The organism is Cobetia sp. 1AS1 (assembly GCF_029846435.1).
Taxonomy (GTDB): domain Bacteria; phylum Pseudomonadota; class Gammaproteobacteria; order Pseudomonadales; family Halomonadaceae; genus Cobetia; species Cobetia amphilecti.
Map to the genome: position 1 here is coordinate 503666 of NZ_JARWKU010000002.1, position 13169 is coordinate 516834.

Here is a 13169-nt window from a genome sequence, read left to right on the forward strand (position 1 = left end):
TCCATGCCTGATTCACGTTCCTGGCTGGCGCGCCCCTTCACGGAGCGCTCCACCCAGATATTCCTCGCGGTGCTGACGCTGTCTGTGCTCGCCATCACGCTGCTGCATGTGCTGCTGCCCGAGGGGCATCCGCTGCATGTCAGCACCTTCACCGTCACCCTGCTGGGCAAGTACCTGTGCTATGCGCTGCTGGCGGTCGCGGTGGATCTCGTCTGGGGCTACCTGGGCATTCTCAGCCTGGGCCATGGCGCCTTCTTCGCGCTGGGCGGTTACGCCATGGGCATGTACCTGATGCGCGAGATCGGTGACCGCGGCGTCTATGGCAATCCGGAGCTGCCGGACTTCATGGTCTTCCTCAACTGGCAGGAGCTGCCGTGGTTCTGGCAGGGCTTCGACATGCCGGCCTTCGCCTTCCTGATGGTGCTGTTGGCGCCGGGGCTGCTGGCGCTGGTGTTCGGCTTCCTGGCCTTCCGCTCCCGCGTCACCGGCGTCTATCTCTCGATCATCACCCAGGCGCTGACCTTCGCCTTGATGCTGGCGTTCTTCCGCAACGAGATGGGCTTCGGAGGCAACAACGGCCTGACCGACTTCAAGGACATTCTCGGCTTCGATCTGCGCACGGATGCGGTGCGCATCGCGCTGTTCATCGCCAGTGGTGTGGCGCTGGGGCTCGGCTATCTGCTGTGTCGTGGCATCGTCGGCTCCAAGCTGGGGCGGCTGAGCATCGCCTGTCGCGACGCCGAGGCGCGCACGCGCTTCCTGGGCTACCGCGTCGAACGTGTCCAGCTGTTCATCTTCGTGGTCTCGGCGATGCTGGCCGGGGTCGCGGGGGCGCTGTACGTGCCGCAGGTCGGCATCATCAATCCCGGCGAGTTCTCGCCGCTGTTCTCCATCGAGGTGGTGGTGTGGGTGGCGCTCGGCGGCCGCGCGACGCTCTACGGTGCCGTGCTGGGCGCGCTGATCGTCAACTACGCCAAGACGGTATTCACCGGCATCATGCCGGATGCCTGGCTGTTCGCCCTTGGCGGTCTGTTCGTGCTTGTCACCGTGCTGTTGCCCAAGGGCATCGCCGGCCTGTTCGCCCAGCGTGGCTGGGGCAGGCGTTCGCAGTCCTCCAGCGCGAAGAGCGAACCGCCGTCCGAATCGACATCCGGTTCCCGTCCCATCGAGGAGGCCACCGCATGAGCCTGTTGAAAGAGATGGCCACGCGTGACCGCGTGTTCGACTTCCTGACCCCGCGCATCTCGCCGGTGGACGTGACCCACGGGCCGATCCTCTATCTGGAAGATGTCAGTGTCAGCTTCGATGGCTTCAAGGCGATCAATGACCTCAACCTGACCATCGACGATGGCGAACTGCGTTGCATCATCGGCCCCAACGGCGCGGGCAAGACCACGATGATGGACATCATCACCGGCAAGACGCGCCCCGACAGTGGCTCGGTGTGGTTCGGCAGCCGGCACGATCTGCTGCGCATGAGTGAGCCCGAGATCGCCACCCTGGGCATCGGGCGCAAGTTCCAGAAGCCCACCGTCTTCGAGGCGCTCAGCGTGTTCGAGAATCTCGAACTGGCCATGGCCACCGACAAGCGCATCTTTCCGACGCTGGCCGCGCGCATGAGCGGCGAGACCCGCGCCAGGATCGAGGAGGTGCTCGAGACGATTCACCTCAAGGAGTGGCATGCGCGCGAGGCGGGCATCCTGTCCCACGGCCAGAAGCAGTGGCTGGAGATCGGCATGCTGTTGATGCAGAAGCCGCGGCTGCTGCTGGTCGATGAACCGGTGGCCGGCATGACCGAGCAGGAGATGGAGCGCACCGCGGAGCTGCTGACCAGTCTGGCGGGGCGCCAGTCGGTGGTGGTGGTCGAGCATGACATGGGCTTCGTGCGCTCCATCGCGCGCAAGGTCACGGTGTTGCATCAGGGCGCGGTATTGGCGGAAGGCAGCATGGATGCGGTATCGAGCGACCCGAAAGTCGTCGAGGTCTACCTGGGAGAGAGTGACGGATGACGCAAGCGCTGAACACCAAGGCACCGATGCCGAGCGGCGAGCCGCCGCTGCTGACCATCGACACGCTCAACCAGTTCTATGGGGAAAGCCACACGCTGTGGGACCTGACGCTGGAGATTCCCGTTGGGCAATGCACCTGCGTGATGGGCCGCAACGGCGTCGGCAAGACCACGCTGATGAAATGCATCATGGGCGAGGAGAGCGTCCGTGACGGCAAGCTCCTGTACCGCGCCGATGCCAGTGGCAGCGATTCCGGTCGCGATGCCAGTAGCAATGAGCCGCTTGATCTGACGCGGCGCAAGCTCGAGGAACGCGCCCGCCTGGGGGTCGGCTACGTCCCCCAGGGGCGGCAGATCTTCCCGATGATGACGGTGGAAGAGAATCTGCGCACCGGGCTTGCCGTGCGTCGCGATGGCCTGCGCCAGATTCCCGAGCGCATCTATGAGCTGTTTCCCGTGCTCAAGGAGATGCGTCACCGGCGCGGGGGTGATCTGTCAGGCGGCCAGCAGCAACAGCTCGCCATCGGCCGCGCGCTGGTGATCGAGCCTCGTCTTCTGATCCTCGATGAGCCCGGTGAGGGCATCCAGCCCAATATCGTCGCCCAGATCGGCGAGGTCATCCGCCGCCTGATCAAGGAAGACGGCCTGACGGTACTGCTGGTCGAGCAGAAGCTGCCCTTCGCGCGCAAGTACGCCGATCGCTTCGTGATCATGGATCGCGGCCGGCGGGTGGCCGAAGGCGATATCGCAGCGCTGTCCGATGAACTCATCAAGCAGCACCTGACCGTATGACGATCCGGTGCGTGATTCCCGCTGACTGCGCGACGGATGCCGTGCGCAGTGAGGCCAATGCCTCCGGCCACCGCTTCGATGACCAGCGCCAGTGGCAGGCCGCGCTGGCGCTGCGTTTCGAGGCTGATGCGCGAGACACCAGTGATGGCGGGCGCGCCATCACCCGCCTGACGCGCAGACGCCATCACGGCCCGCTGCGCGTGCAGCGGCCGTTCTACCCCGAGGGTCGCCACGGCTGCTGCCACGTCTATCTGCTGCACCCTCCGGGTGGGCTGGTCAGCGGCGATGCGCTGCAGATCGAGGCCGAGGTGGAGGAGGGCGCGCATGTGCTGTTGACCACACCGGCGGCGGCCAAGCTCTACAAGGCGGACCGCAACGGCGTGGCCTGGGGCCAGCATACCCATCTCAAGGTCGCCGACGGGGCCACCCTGGAATGGCTGCCTCAGGAAACGCTGGCCTTCAATGGCTCGCGCGGCGAGCAGACCACCACCCTCGAGCTTGCCGGCTCTGCGCGCTGCCTGGGCTGGGAAGTGCTGGCGCTGGGGCGCCCGGTCGGCGAGCTGCCCTTCGTCAGCGGCCATCTCGAACAACGCTTTCGCCTGACCCGCGACGGCAAGCCAGTGTGGATCGAGCGCCAGTCGCTGGACCCGCTGCATCCGCGCTTCACCGGGCGCTGGGGGCAGGGCGGTTGCAGTGTGCAGGCTACGCTGTGGGCGGTCGGACTCGAGGATGAGGCGGCGGCCATCGAGGCCCTGCGTGAGGCGTTGCCGGCTTCCCCGCGCTGGGCGGTGACATGCCGCGAAGGCGTATTGCTGCTGCGCTATCTGGGCCATGAACGCAACGAGGCCTGGACGCTGTGCCAGCAGGCATGGCAGCTCCTGCGCCCCCTGATGACGGGGCTTGAGGCACAGGTGCCACGTATCTGGCTGACCTGATCTCGAAAGCCCTCACTGAATGACAACCACAAGAGCCACGACATGGAACTGACGCCAAGAGACAAGGACAAGCTGTTGCTGTTCACCGCAGCGCTGCTGGCGGAACGCCGCAAGGCCAAGGGCCTCAAGCTCAACTACCCGGAATCCATCGCCTTGATCAGCGCCGAGATTCTGGAAGGCGCCCGCGAAGGCTTGAGCGTGGCCGAGCTGATGGGGCGCGGCGCGGAGGTGCTGACCCGTGACGACGTGATGGAAGGCATCGCCGAGATGATTCCCGAAGTGCAGGTCGAGGCGACCTTCCCGGACGGCACCAAGCTGGTGACCGTTCACAACCCCATCGTGTGAGGCGAGCAATCATGATTCCCGGTGAATACCTGGTGGCGGACGGCGAGATCTCTCTTTGCGAAGACCGTCTGCGCACCACGCTCTCGGTCGGCAATACCGGCGACCGACCGATCCAGATCGGCTCGCACTATCACTTTGCCGAGGCCAATCCGGCGCTGGTGTTTGATCGCGAGGCCGCCCTCGGGCAGCGCCTGGACATCGCCGCCGGCACGGCGATTCGCTTCGAACCGGGGCAGACGCGTGATGTCACGCTGATTCCCTTCGCCGGCAGTCGTCATATCTATGGCTTCCGCGGCGAGGTGATGGGGCAACTCAAGGATGATGGCAGTGTCGAGCGCTGAGCGAGCGATGCCTCTTACGACAAGGCGTCAGGCAATGGCGCTGACAGGCATTCAGTTCGGCGCTCACTTGGCGACTGCAGTTCAGAAATTGCGGCTTAGCAACTGCAGCTCAAAAGCGTTGGCTTAGAAGCTGTGGCTCAGGGATCAAGAGGCAACCCATGAAGATAACGCGACAGGCCTATGCCGACATGTACGGCCCGACCACCGGGGACCGCGTGCGTCTGGGCGATACGGCGCTGTGGATCGAGGTGGAGAAGGATTTCACCCATTACGGGGAAGAAGTGAAGTTCGGCGGTGGCAAGGTGATCCGCGATGGCATGGGTCAGAGCCAGCGCGCCGATGACAGCGTGATGGATACCGTGATCACCAATGCGCTGATTCTGGACTGGTGGGGCATCGTCAAGGCGGATGTCGGCCTCAAGGCCGGGCGCATCGCGGCCATCGGCAAGGCGGGCAACCCCGACACCCAGCCTGATGTGGACATCGTGATCGGCCCGGGCACCGAGATCATTGCCGGTGAGGGCAAGATTCTCACCGCCGGTGGTGTAGACCCGCACATCCACTTCATCTGCCCCCAGCAGGTGGAAGAGGCGCTGATGAGCGGCATCACCACCATGCTCGGCGGCGGCACCGGGCCGGCCACCGGCACCAATGCCACCACCTGTACGCCGGGGCCGTGGCATATCGGCAAGATGCTGCAGGCGGTGGACAGCCTGCCGATGAACATCGGCTTTCTCGGCAAGGGCAATGCCTCGCTGCCACAGGGGCTGGAGCAGCAGATCGAGGCCGGCGTGATCGGCCTCAAGCTTCATGAGGACTGGGGCACGTCGCCGGCCTCCATCGACAACTGTCTGACCGTCGCCGATGCCTATGACGTGCAGGTGGCGATCCATACCGACACCCTGAACGAGTCGGGCTTCGTCGAGGACACCCTGGCGGCCTTCAAGGACCGCTGCATCCACACCTTCCACACCGAAGGTGCCGGTGGCGGCCATGCCCCGGACATCATCACCGCCTGCTCGCGGCCCAACGTGTTGCCGTCCTCCACCAACCCGACGCGCCCCTACACCATCAACACGGTGGACGAGCACCTCGACATGCTGATGGTCTGCCACCACCTGGACCCGAGCATTCCCGAGGACGTCGCCTTCGCCGATTCGCGCATTCGCCGCGAGACCATCGCCGCCGAGGACATCCTGCACGATCTGGGTGTCATCTCGATGATGTCCTCGGATTCCCAGGCGATGGGCCGCGTGGGCGAGGTGATCTGTCGCACCTGGCAGACGGCGCACAAGATGCGCGAACAGCGCGGCCTGCTGGCAGAGGACAGCGAGCGCGGCACCGACAACTTCCGTGCGCGCCGCTATATCGCCAAGTACACCATCAACTCGGCCATCACCCACGGCATCGCCCACGAGGTCGGCTCAATTGAAGTCGGCAAGCTGGCGGACCTGGTGCTGTGGTCACCGGCGTTCTTCGGCGTCAAACCGGCGTGCATCCTCAAGGGCGGCATGATCGCCGCCGCACCCATGGGCGACCCGAATGCCTCGATTCCCACGCCGCAGCCGGTGCATTACCGCCCGATGTTCGGTGCCTTCGGCAAGGCAGCCAGCGCCACGCGCCTGACATTCGTCTCCCAGGCGGCGCTCAAGGCTGGTGTCGGGGAGGCGCTCGGGCTCGACAGCCCGCTGTCCGCCTGCCGCGACGTGCGTCAGGTGCGCAAGTGCGACATGAAACTCAATGACGCCTGCCCGGAGCTCAAGGTCGACCCCGAGACCTACGAAGTCTTCGCCGACGGTGAGCTGCTGACCTGTGAGCCCGCCAGCGAGCTGCCGCTGGCCCAGCGCTATCACCTGTTCTGAAGGCCTGTTTCAAGTGCCTGTTCTGATTCCCTATTCGAGATTGACGCCATGATGGAACTGATACATCGCCTGCCAGACGCCAGTGGTTCAGGCGACCCAGCGAGCGCTCACACCGATGCCGAGCCCCTTGACACCCTGACCCTGCCGCTGGAGCTGCGCATCCGCGGGCGCCTGCGAGCCACCACCGACGGCGGGCGCGAGGTCGGCCTGTTTCTGGATCGCGGCCCGGTACTGCGTGACGGCGATCGGCTGGCCTCGCGCGAGGGTGAGGTGATCCGCATCCGCGCCGCGGATGAGCCGGTAGTGACTGCCCACATCGCCGCCGGGCGCCCGATGGCCGCGCTCTGCTATCACCTGGGCAATCGCCATGTGCAGCTCGCCATCGGCATGCAGACGCCTGACGCTGATGCTGAAGGAAAGGGCGAAGCAAGGGGCGAAGCAGCGAGCGCAATCGGCTGGGTGCGCTTCCCGCCAGATCACGTGCTGGAAGAGCTGGCCGAGCGACTGGGCGCGACCCTCACCCATCACGAGGCGCCCTTTGACCCTGAGCCGGGCGCCTATGCCCAGGCGGGGCAGGGGCATGCTCACTCACACGGTCATGGCCACGGCCACTCACATGCTCACGACCATGCCCATGCCCATGAGCACAGCCACGGCCATTCTCACAGCCACGCCCATGAGCACACGCATGAGCACTGATGCTATGGCGGGCCTGCCGGCGCAGGAGGATCTGGCGCTGCTGGGGCTGTTGCAGCTGGTGAGTCCGGCCTTGCCCATCGGCGCCTTTGCCTGGTCTCAGGGGCTGGAGAGTGCCTTCGAGCTTGGCTGGGTCACTCAGGAGCAGGAGCTTGGCGAGTGGATCGACGGCGTGCTGGAAGACGGGCTTGGCCGTTGCGAGCTGCCATTGTTGGTGCGCCTGCAGCAGGCGTGGGCCGAGGGGGATGCGGCGGCGCTCGACGAGTGGGATGGCTGGCTCAAGGCGACGCGTGAAACCGCCGAACTCAGCGATGAGGACGCGCGACTCGGGGCGGCGCTGCTGCGCCTGCTCAGAAGTCTCGAGCTCGAACCGCCAAGCGCGCTGATGCCGCAGGCGCCCGGCTACGTCACGGTGTTTGCCTGGGTGGCGCACCAGCGTGGGGTACCACCGCGTCAGACCTTGATCGGCTTTGCCTGGGCCTGGCTCGAGAATCAACTGGCAGTGGCCTGCAAGGCCATGCCGCTGGGGCACACCGCTGCCCAACGTCTGACCGAGCAGTTGCGCCCCCGCGTGGTGGAGGTCGTCTCACAGGCGCTTGCGCGTCTGGATGATGAGCTTGGCCCGATATTGCCGGGACTGGCGCTCGCCTCCGCCCAGCACGAAACCCAATATTCCCGTCTGTTCAGGAGTTGAGCCAAGGCCGCCTGTCTTGAGGCGGCGGCGCCTGAACCGACCGACATGAACGTCTGATATCTCACGAGAAAGGAAGCTGCCATGAAGCATTGTCTACGCGTAGGAGTGGGTGGGCCGGTGGGCTCCGGCAAGACGGCGCTGCTGCGCCAGCTGTGTCTGGCCCTGCGGGATCATTACGACATCGGGGTGGTCACCAATGACATCTACACCCGCGAAGATGCCGATTTCCTGCTGCGCCATGAAGCGCTGGACGCGGACCGCATCCTCGGGGTCGAGACCGGTGGCTGTCCGCATACCGCGATTCGCGAGGATGCCTCGATGAATCTGGCCGCCATCGATGATCTGCAGGCGCGACACCCGGACATGGAGCTGGTGCTGGTGGAATCCGGCGGCGACAACCTGTCCGCGACCTTCAGCCCCGAGCTTTCCGATCTCACCCTCTATGTGATCGATGTCTCTGCAGGCGACAAGATTCCGCGCAAGGGTGGGCCGGGCATCACCAAGTCGGATCTTCTGATCATCAACAAGATCGACATCGCCGAGCAGGTGCATGCCTCGCTCGAGGTGATGGATCGCGATTCGCGCAAGATGCGCGGCGAGCGTCCCTTCGTGTTCGCCAATCTGTATGACGGTGTCGGGCTGGAGGAGATCATCGCCTTCATTCTGGATCGCGGCATGCTGCCGGAGCGTCGCCCGCAAAAGCTGGCGGCACAGGACTGATGGCGCCGCGTTTTCTGCCGCTGGCTTAGGATTCATTGTCTCCCGGCATTCGTCTCACCACGGGGGGCGGGGGGATTCATCATCATCTTGTTCAGGAATGACACATGAAGCGTTCTCACTCCGCACTGCTGGCCACCTCTCTGTTGCTGGTGGCGACCTCGGCTTCTGCCCACCCCGGTCATGATGCCCAGGGACTGATGGCCGGCCTGACGCATCCCTTCACCGGGCTGGATCACCTGCTGGCCATGCTGGCCATCGGCATCTGGAGTGCGCGTCAGTCGCGAGCCTTGACGCTTGCCACGCCGCTGTTGATGGTCGTCGGCATGCTGGCGGGGGCGGGCATCGCGCTGCTCAGCGGTGGGCAGGCGCTGCATGCGCTGATCGCCGAGCAGGGCATTCTGCTCTCGATGCTGGCCTCCGGTGCGCTGGTGGCGCTGCTGCTGCGTCTGCCGACCCTGGCTGGCGCCGTGATGGTCGCCGGCTTCATGGCCTGCCACGGCTTCGCCCATGCGCTGGAAATGCCGGCGGCTGGCAGCGCCGCGGGCTACATGGCGGGCTTTGTTGTCGCGACGCTGGCTCTGGCGTTGCTGGGCCGTGCTATCGGCCAGCGCCTGATGGGGGTGCCTGCCATCGCTTCCCGTCTGGTGGGTGGGGCGGTGATGGCCTCTGCCGTCATGATGGCGGTCTGATCGTCATCTGAGAGTTGCACGCGGCCAAAAACGCACCGCTGATTACACCACTTCACGCCCCGCTGGCTTGCCAGCGGGGCGTTTTTGTCTTCTGGAAGAAGGGGGTAAGGGATTGCCTTGTAGAAATGTTATAACGTATCATTTTAGGGTCGGGTGGATGATGGCGCATTCCTCGACCGGCCGCGCAATCGTGCTTGCTGATGCAAGCCCTCTGACAAGGGCTCTGTGAGACAAGCCCTCATGGACCTCATGCAGCACCTGATTCGGCGTGATGCCCCCTCATGAATCCAAGGCAAAGACTGATGACAACTCTGCAATCGACTTCCTCTCCTGACAGGCCCGCTTCACTGCCTCCGGCCCTGCCAGTCACTGTGCTGTCCGGCTTTCTGGGCGCCGGCAAGACGACGCTGCTCAATCACATCCTTGCCAACCGCGAAGGGCGTCGAGTGGCGGTGATCGTCAATGACATGAGCGAAGTCAACATCGATGCCGCCATGGTGCGTGGCGCGCCGGGTGCGGACAACGAGGTGACGCTCAATCGTGCCGAGGAGCAGCTGGTCGAGATGAGCAATGGCTGCATCTGCTGCACGCTGCGTGAGGACCTGCTCATCGAGGTACGGCGACTGGCCGAGGAAGGGCGCTTCGATTGCCTGGTGATCGAATCCACCGGCATTTCCGAGCCGCTGCCGGTGGCGGAAACCTTCACCTTCGAGGACGAGGACGGCCAGTGCCTCTCCAGTGTCGCGCGTCTCGACACCATGGTCACCGTCGTGGATGGCGCCAACTTCCTGACCCAGTATCGCGAGGCGCAGTCACTGGCGGAAGCGGGGGAAAGTCTCGGCGAAGACGATGAGCGCAATGTCGCCGACCTGCTGGTCGATCAGATCGAATTCTGTGATGTGCTGTTGATCAGCAAGACGGACCTGCTCGATGCCTCACAGCTTGCCGAGCTGAGCGCGGTGCTGCGCTCGCTCAACCCGGAGGCCGAGATTCTGCCCATGACGAAAGGCGCCGTGCCGCTCTCCAAGGTGCTGGACACTGGCCGCTTCAGTTTCGATCGCGCGCAACAGGCACCAGGCTGGCTGAAAGAGATGCGCGGTGAGCATGTGCCGGAGACCGAGGAATATGGCATCTCGAGCTTCTCCTACCATGCGCGCGTGCCGTTCCATCCCGAGAAATTCCACCAGTTGCTCCACGGAGACTGGTTCGGTGGCAAGCTGCTGCGCTCCAAGGGCTTCTTCTGGCTGGCCACGCGGCCGCAGTTTGCCGGGCAGTGGAACCAGGCCGGCGGCATCGCGCACTACGGGTTCGGCGGCATGTTCTGGAAGGCAGTCCCGGAGGTCGAATGGCCAGAAGACCCCGAGTACCTAGAGTCGATCCGGGAAAAGTGGCAGGAGCCGTTCGGTGACATGCGCCAGGAGCTGGTATTCATCGGTCAGAACCTGGATGAAGCCCGTATCCGCCAGGCGCTGGATGAGTGCCTGCTCGATGACGCCACGCTGCTGGCGGGCAAGGAAGCCTGGCGTGACCTGCCAGACCCGTTCCCCGCCTGGGAATGAACGACGGCGCGTGAGTTCCTGATCTGCTGACACTCGCCAGACACCCCACTGATCCGCGATCAGTGGGGGGTTCTGTTTCTAAGTTCATTGCTCGATGCCCCTGCTCTACGTTCCTTGCAGGGATGGCTTGTCCGTTCAAGGCCGGCTGCCCATGCACGTTGGATTGCCCCGGTGGGTCATCGAGTCAACTCATGACGGCTTGGCTGAGCGCTACGTCGCTTGAGCGATACCCAGAGGGGGAATGTCAGGGCAGAAGCGATGCAGAAAGTGCCAAGCCATTGAAGGGGCCCGAATGACTCGCCCATCCACACAAAGCCCAGCACCGTTGCCGTCAGCGGGCTGAAGATACCCAGCAGTGATGCCGAAAAGGCGGGCAATCGCTGGATGCCGGCAAACCAGAGGCCATAGCCGAGCACTCCACCCGGCAGGATCAGGTAGCCATAGCCCAGCAGATGTTGCAGCTCGAGATTGGTCGGTATGCCTTCCGACCAGGCGGCCAGGGGCAGCAACAACAGTCCACCGAAGATCAATTGCCAACCCGTCAGGCTCAATTGACCGACGTCGGGCGGACGTTGCCAGCGCTTGCTGAGTACGATGCCGGCGGCCATCGAGACAGCACCGAGCAGCGCGATCCCGACCCCTGTCATGTCCAGCCCACCTTGGCCGGGATTGAGCAGCAGCACCACTCCGACCATGCCCAGTCCACACTGCATTGCGGCTGTCATGCTGAAGCCTGTCCCCAGCCACCAGCGGCTGAGCAGTAGAACCCACACCGACTGACTTGCCAGCAGCAAGGCGGCCATGCTGCCGGGGATGCGGTAGGCAGCGGCAAACAGGCAGGTAAAGAAGAGTCCGATATTGAGAGTGCCCAGCACCATGGCCTTCACCCACCACCCTCCCGACAAGGTCTGTCGAGTCCAGAGCAGAATCAGCAGTCCCGCGGGCAGGGCGCGAATGGTGGCTGCGGTGAATGGGGTGTCGGCAGGGAGAAGGGTCTGTGTCACAAGGTAAGTACTTCCCCATATGATCGGGGCCGTGGCGGTCATGGCGAGAACCTTCAGGCGTGGAGATGGCATATTTGTCTCTCCTTAAAGTATCTTTCTAAAAAGATAGATGTGAGAGTACTCGCAAACCCGCCGTCATCAAAGTATCTTTTTGGAAAGATAACTGGGAGGTTTCATGATGACGGATGCCGTGGATCGCATTCTTGCGCAGTGGGAGAAGGCTCGCCCCGATCTGGATTGCCGGCCGATGGGCATATTCGGGCGTATCAGTCGGGCAGGTCGCGTGTTTGGCTCGAGAATGGAGCAGGTATTCGAGAAGGAGGGCCTGTCGACTGTCGAGTTCGACATCCTGGCGACGCTGCGACGTTCACAGGCGCCATTGACCCCGACTCAGCTGTATCAGACGTTGATGCTCTCTTCCGGTGCCATGAGCACGCGGATAGATCAGCTGGTGAAGCGAGGGTTGTTGCAGCGCCAGGCCAGTGATGAGGATCGGCGCAGCAATCGCGTCGCGCTGACGGAAGCAGGGCGTCATCTGATCGACACCACTCTGGAAGCGCATGTCGAGAATCAGCACCGGATGGCGAGTGCGCTGGACAGTGATGAGCAACATCAGCTTGCCTGTCTGCTGCGCAAGCTGATGACTGATGAACAACGCTAGCTATCGTGCAGCACCCATCGGGCCTCTGTATGGGCATGCACCAGCTCACCCTCGAGCAGACGCTTCGCTGCCCCTCTGAGAGACGAGGCGTGAGATGCGTGCCGCTGCAGTGCTCAGGGCAAACAGCAGGGTGGCGAGGCACACGATGGTGGGGCCGGTGGGGGTATCCAGCCAGTAAGCCGCCTGCAGTCCGCCGGTGGTGGAGGCTCCGCCGATGATGGCGGCGGCGATCGCCATCAGCTCAGGGGTGTGACAGAAGCGGCGCGCAGTGGCGGCCGGGATGATCAGCAGCGCGGTGATCAACAGCGCACCGACCACCTTCAATGCAACCGCGACCACCACGGCCAGCGACAGTGTCAGCACCAGCTGCTCGCGTCGCGGGTTGATGCCGCTGGCACGCGCCAGGTCCTCATTCAGGGTGGCGGTGAGCAGTGCCGACCAGCGCCAGTAGATGAGGCCGATGACCAGCACGCCACCTGCGGCGATGATTGCGAGGTCTGTCTTGCTGACCGCCAGAATATCGCCGAACAGATAGGCCATCAGGTCAATGCGCACGCCGGGCAGGAAGGAGACGGCCACCAGGCCGAAGGCGAGTGCGGAGTGCGCCATCACGCCAAGCAGGGTGTCCATGGCGTAGCCGCGTCCGCTGAGCAGAGTGACCAGTGTCGCCATGATCAGCGAGACGACGAGCACGCCGGCCAGAATCGAGGTGGACATCAAGAGCGACAGCGCCACGCCCAGAATCGCGGCATGGGCCGTGGCGTCGCCGAAATAGGCCATGCGTCGCCAGACGACGAAACAACCCAGCGGCGCTGCCGCAAGCGCCACGAATATCCCGGCCAGGGCGGCGCGGAGCATGAAGT

At 64.2% G+C, this 13169-nt stretch carries 15 protein-coding genes; 13 read left to right on the forward strand and 2 right to left on the reverse strand.

The window, feature by feature from the left end:
* The first annotated feature begins 3 nt into the window (after positions 1 to 3).
* The 12 genes from urtC (at position 4) to zigA (ending at position 10641) form a co-directional block, all read left to right on the forward strand.
* On the forward strand, positions 4 to 1185 hold the full coding sequence (gene urtC, locus QD280_RS05965) for an urea ABC transporter permease subunit UrtC (protein WP_279838598.1): 1182 nt from the start codon (positions 4 to 6) through the stop codon (positions 1183 to 1185).
* Positions 1182 to 2009: an urea ABC transporter ATP-binding protein UrtD gene (gene urtD / locus QD280_RS05970; protein WP_175089551.1), complete on the forward strand. Its 828-nt coding sequence runs from the start codon at positions 1182 to 1184 to the stop codon at positions 2007 to 2009. The genes urtC and urtD overlap by 4 nt, the downstream gene beginning before the upstream one ends.
* A 47-nt stretch (positions 2010 to 2056) precedes the next feature.
* On the forward strand, positions 2057 to 2800 hold the full coding sequence (gene urtE, locus QD280_RS05975) for an urea ABC transporter ATP-binding subunit UrtE (protein ID WP_279838805.1): 744 nt from the start codon (positions 2057 to 2059) through the stop codon (positions 2798 to 2800).
* Between the two features lie 11 nt (positions 2801 to 2811).
* On the forward strand, positions 2812 to 3735 hold the full coding sequence (locus tag QD280_RS05980) for an urease accessory protein UreD (protein ID WP_279838599.1): 924 nt from the start codon (positions 2812 to 2814) through the stop codon (positions 3733 to 3735).
* A 42-nt stretch (positions 3736 to 3777) separates the two neighbouring features.
* Positions 3778 to 4080 carry an urease subunit gamma gene (gene ureA / locus QD280_RS05985; protein ID WP_024952521.1) on the forward strand — a complete coding sequence of 101 codons (303 nt, stop codon included), beginning with the start codon at positions 3778 to 3780 and terminating at the stop codon, positions 4078 to 4080.
* A gap of 11 nt (positions 4081 to 4091) precedes the next feature.
* Complete coding sequence (locus QD280_RS05990; RefSeq protein ID WP_107336426.1) at positions 4092 to 4421, forward strand: urease subunit beta; 330 nt, start codon at positions 4092 to 4094, stop codon at positions 4419 to 4421.
* A 158-nt stretch (positions 4422 to 4579) separates the two neighbouring features.
* Positions 4580 to 6283 carry an urease subunit alpha gene (gene ureC, locus QD280_RS05995; RefSeq protein WP_215823114.1) on the forward strand — a complete coding sequence of 568 codons (1704 nt, stop codon included), beginning with the start codon at positions 4580 to 4582 and terminating at the stop codon, positions 6281 to 6283.
* Between the two features lie 48 nt (positions 6284 to 6331).
* Positions 6332 to 6982, forward strand: coding sequence for an urease accessory protein UreE (locus QD280_RS06000; protein WP_279838600.1), 651 nt, complete (start codon positions 6332 to 6334; stop codon positions 6980 to 6982).
* Entirely contained in the window at positions 6972 to 7673 is a 702-nt protein-coding gene (locus QD280_RS06005; RefSeq protein ID WP_279838601.1) for an urease accessory UreF family protein, read from the forward strand. Before QD280_RS06000 ends, QD280_RS06005 begins: the two co-directional genes overlap by 11 nt.
* Before the next feature lie 81 nt (positions 7674 to 7754).
* A complete protein-coding gene (gene ureG, locus QD280_RS06010) occupies positions 7755 to 8393 on the forward strand; it encodes an urease accessory protein UreG (RefSeq protein ID WP_279838602.1) in 639 nt (212 codons plus the stop codon).
* A gap of 104 nt (positions 8394 to 8497) precedes the next feature.
* Complete coding sequence (locus tag QD280_RS06015) at positions 8498 to 9082, forward strand: HupE/UreJ family protein (RefSeq protein WP_279838603.1); 585 nt, start codon at positions 8498 to 8500, stop codon at positions 9080 to 9082.
* A 302-nt stretch (positions 9083 to 9384) separates the two neighbouring features.
* A complete protein-coding gene (gene zigA, locus QD280_RS06020) occupies positions 9385 to 10641 on the forward strand; it encodes a zinc metallochaperone GTPase ZigA (protein WP_279838604.1) in 1257 nt (418 codons plus the stop codon).
* 176 nt (positions 10642 to 10817) lie between these two features.
* On the opposite strand, the gene QD280_RS06025 is transcribed toward zigA, so the two are convergent.
* A complete protein-coding gene (locus QD280_RS06025; protein WP_279838605.1) occupies positions 10818 to 11717 on the reverse strand; it encodes an EamA family transporter in 900 nt (299 codons plus the stop codon).
* Positions 11718 to 11820: 103 nt separating this feature from the next.
* On the opposite strand from QD280_RS06025, the gene QD280_RS06030 reads away from it, so the two are divergent.
* Positions 11821 to 12306, forward strand: a complete 486-nt coding sequence (locus QD280_RS06030; protein ID WP_279838606.1) for a MarR family transcriptional regulator — start codon at positions 11821 to 11823, stop codon at positions 12304 to 12306.
* Positions 12307 to 12351: 45 nt separating this feature from the next.
* Here the strand turns inward: QD280_RS06030 and QD280_RS06035 are convergent, their stop codons facing one another.
* Entirely contained in the window at positions 12352 to 13164 is an 813-nt protein-coding gene (locus tag QD280_RS06035) for a metal ABC transporter permease (protein WP_279838607.1), read from the reverse strand.
* Positions 13165 to 13169: the final 5 nt, after the last annotated feature.

Coding starts and splice junctions, on each gene's coding strand:
- ureG (WP_279838602.1), top strand. CDS start 7,755: ATGAAGCATTGTCTACGCGTAGGAGTGGGTGGGCCGGTGGGCTCCGGC.
- QD280_RS06000 (WP_279838600.1), top strand. CDS start 6,332: ATGATGGAACTGATACATCGCCTGCCAGACGCCAGTGGTTCAGGCGAC.
- zigA (WP_279838604.1), top strand. CDS start 9,385: ATGACAACTCTGCAATCGACTTCCTCTCCTGACAGGCCCGCTTCACTG.
- QD280_RS06015 (WP_279838603.1), top strand. CDS start 8,498: ATGAAGCGTTCTCACTCCGCACTGCTGGCCACCTCTCTGTTGCTGGTG.
- QD280_RS05990 (WP_107336426.1), top strand. CDS start 4,092: ATGATTCCCGGTGAATACCTGGTGGCGGACGGCGAGATCTCTCTTTGC.
- QD280_RS06005 (WP_279838601.1), top strand. CDS start 6,972: ATGAGCACTGATGCTATGGCGGGCCTGCCGGCGCAGGAGGATCTGGCG.
- urtC (WP_279838598.1), top strand. CDS start 4: ATGCCTGATTCACGTTCCTGGCTGGCGCGCCCCTTCACGGAGCGCTCC.
- urtD (WP_175089551.1), top strand. CDS start 1,182: ATGAGCCTGTTGAAAGAGATGGCCACGCGTGACCGCGTGTTCGACTTC.
- QD280_RS06025 (WP_279838605.1), bottom strand. CDS start 11,717: ATGCCATCTCCACGCCTGAAGGTTCTCGCCATGACCGCCACGGCCCCG.
- ureC (WP_215823114.1), top strand. CDS start 4,580: ATGAAGATAACGCGACAGGCCTATGCCGACATGTACGGCCCGACCACC.
- ureA (WP_024952521.1), top strand. CDS start 3,778: ATGGAACTGACGCCAAGAGACAAGGACAAGCTGTTGCTGTTCACCGCA.
- QD280_RS06030 (WP_279838606.1), top strand. CDS start 11,821: ATGATGACGGATGCCGTGGATCGCATTCTTGCGCAGTGGGAGAAGGCT.
- QD280_RS06035 (WP_279838607.1), bottom strand. CDS start 13,164: ATGCTCCGCGCCGCCCTGGCCGGGATATTCGTGGCGCTTGCGGCAGCG.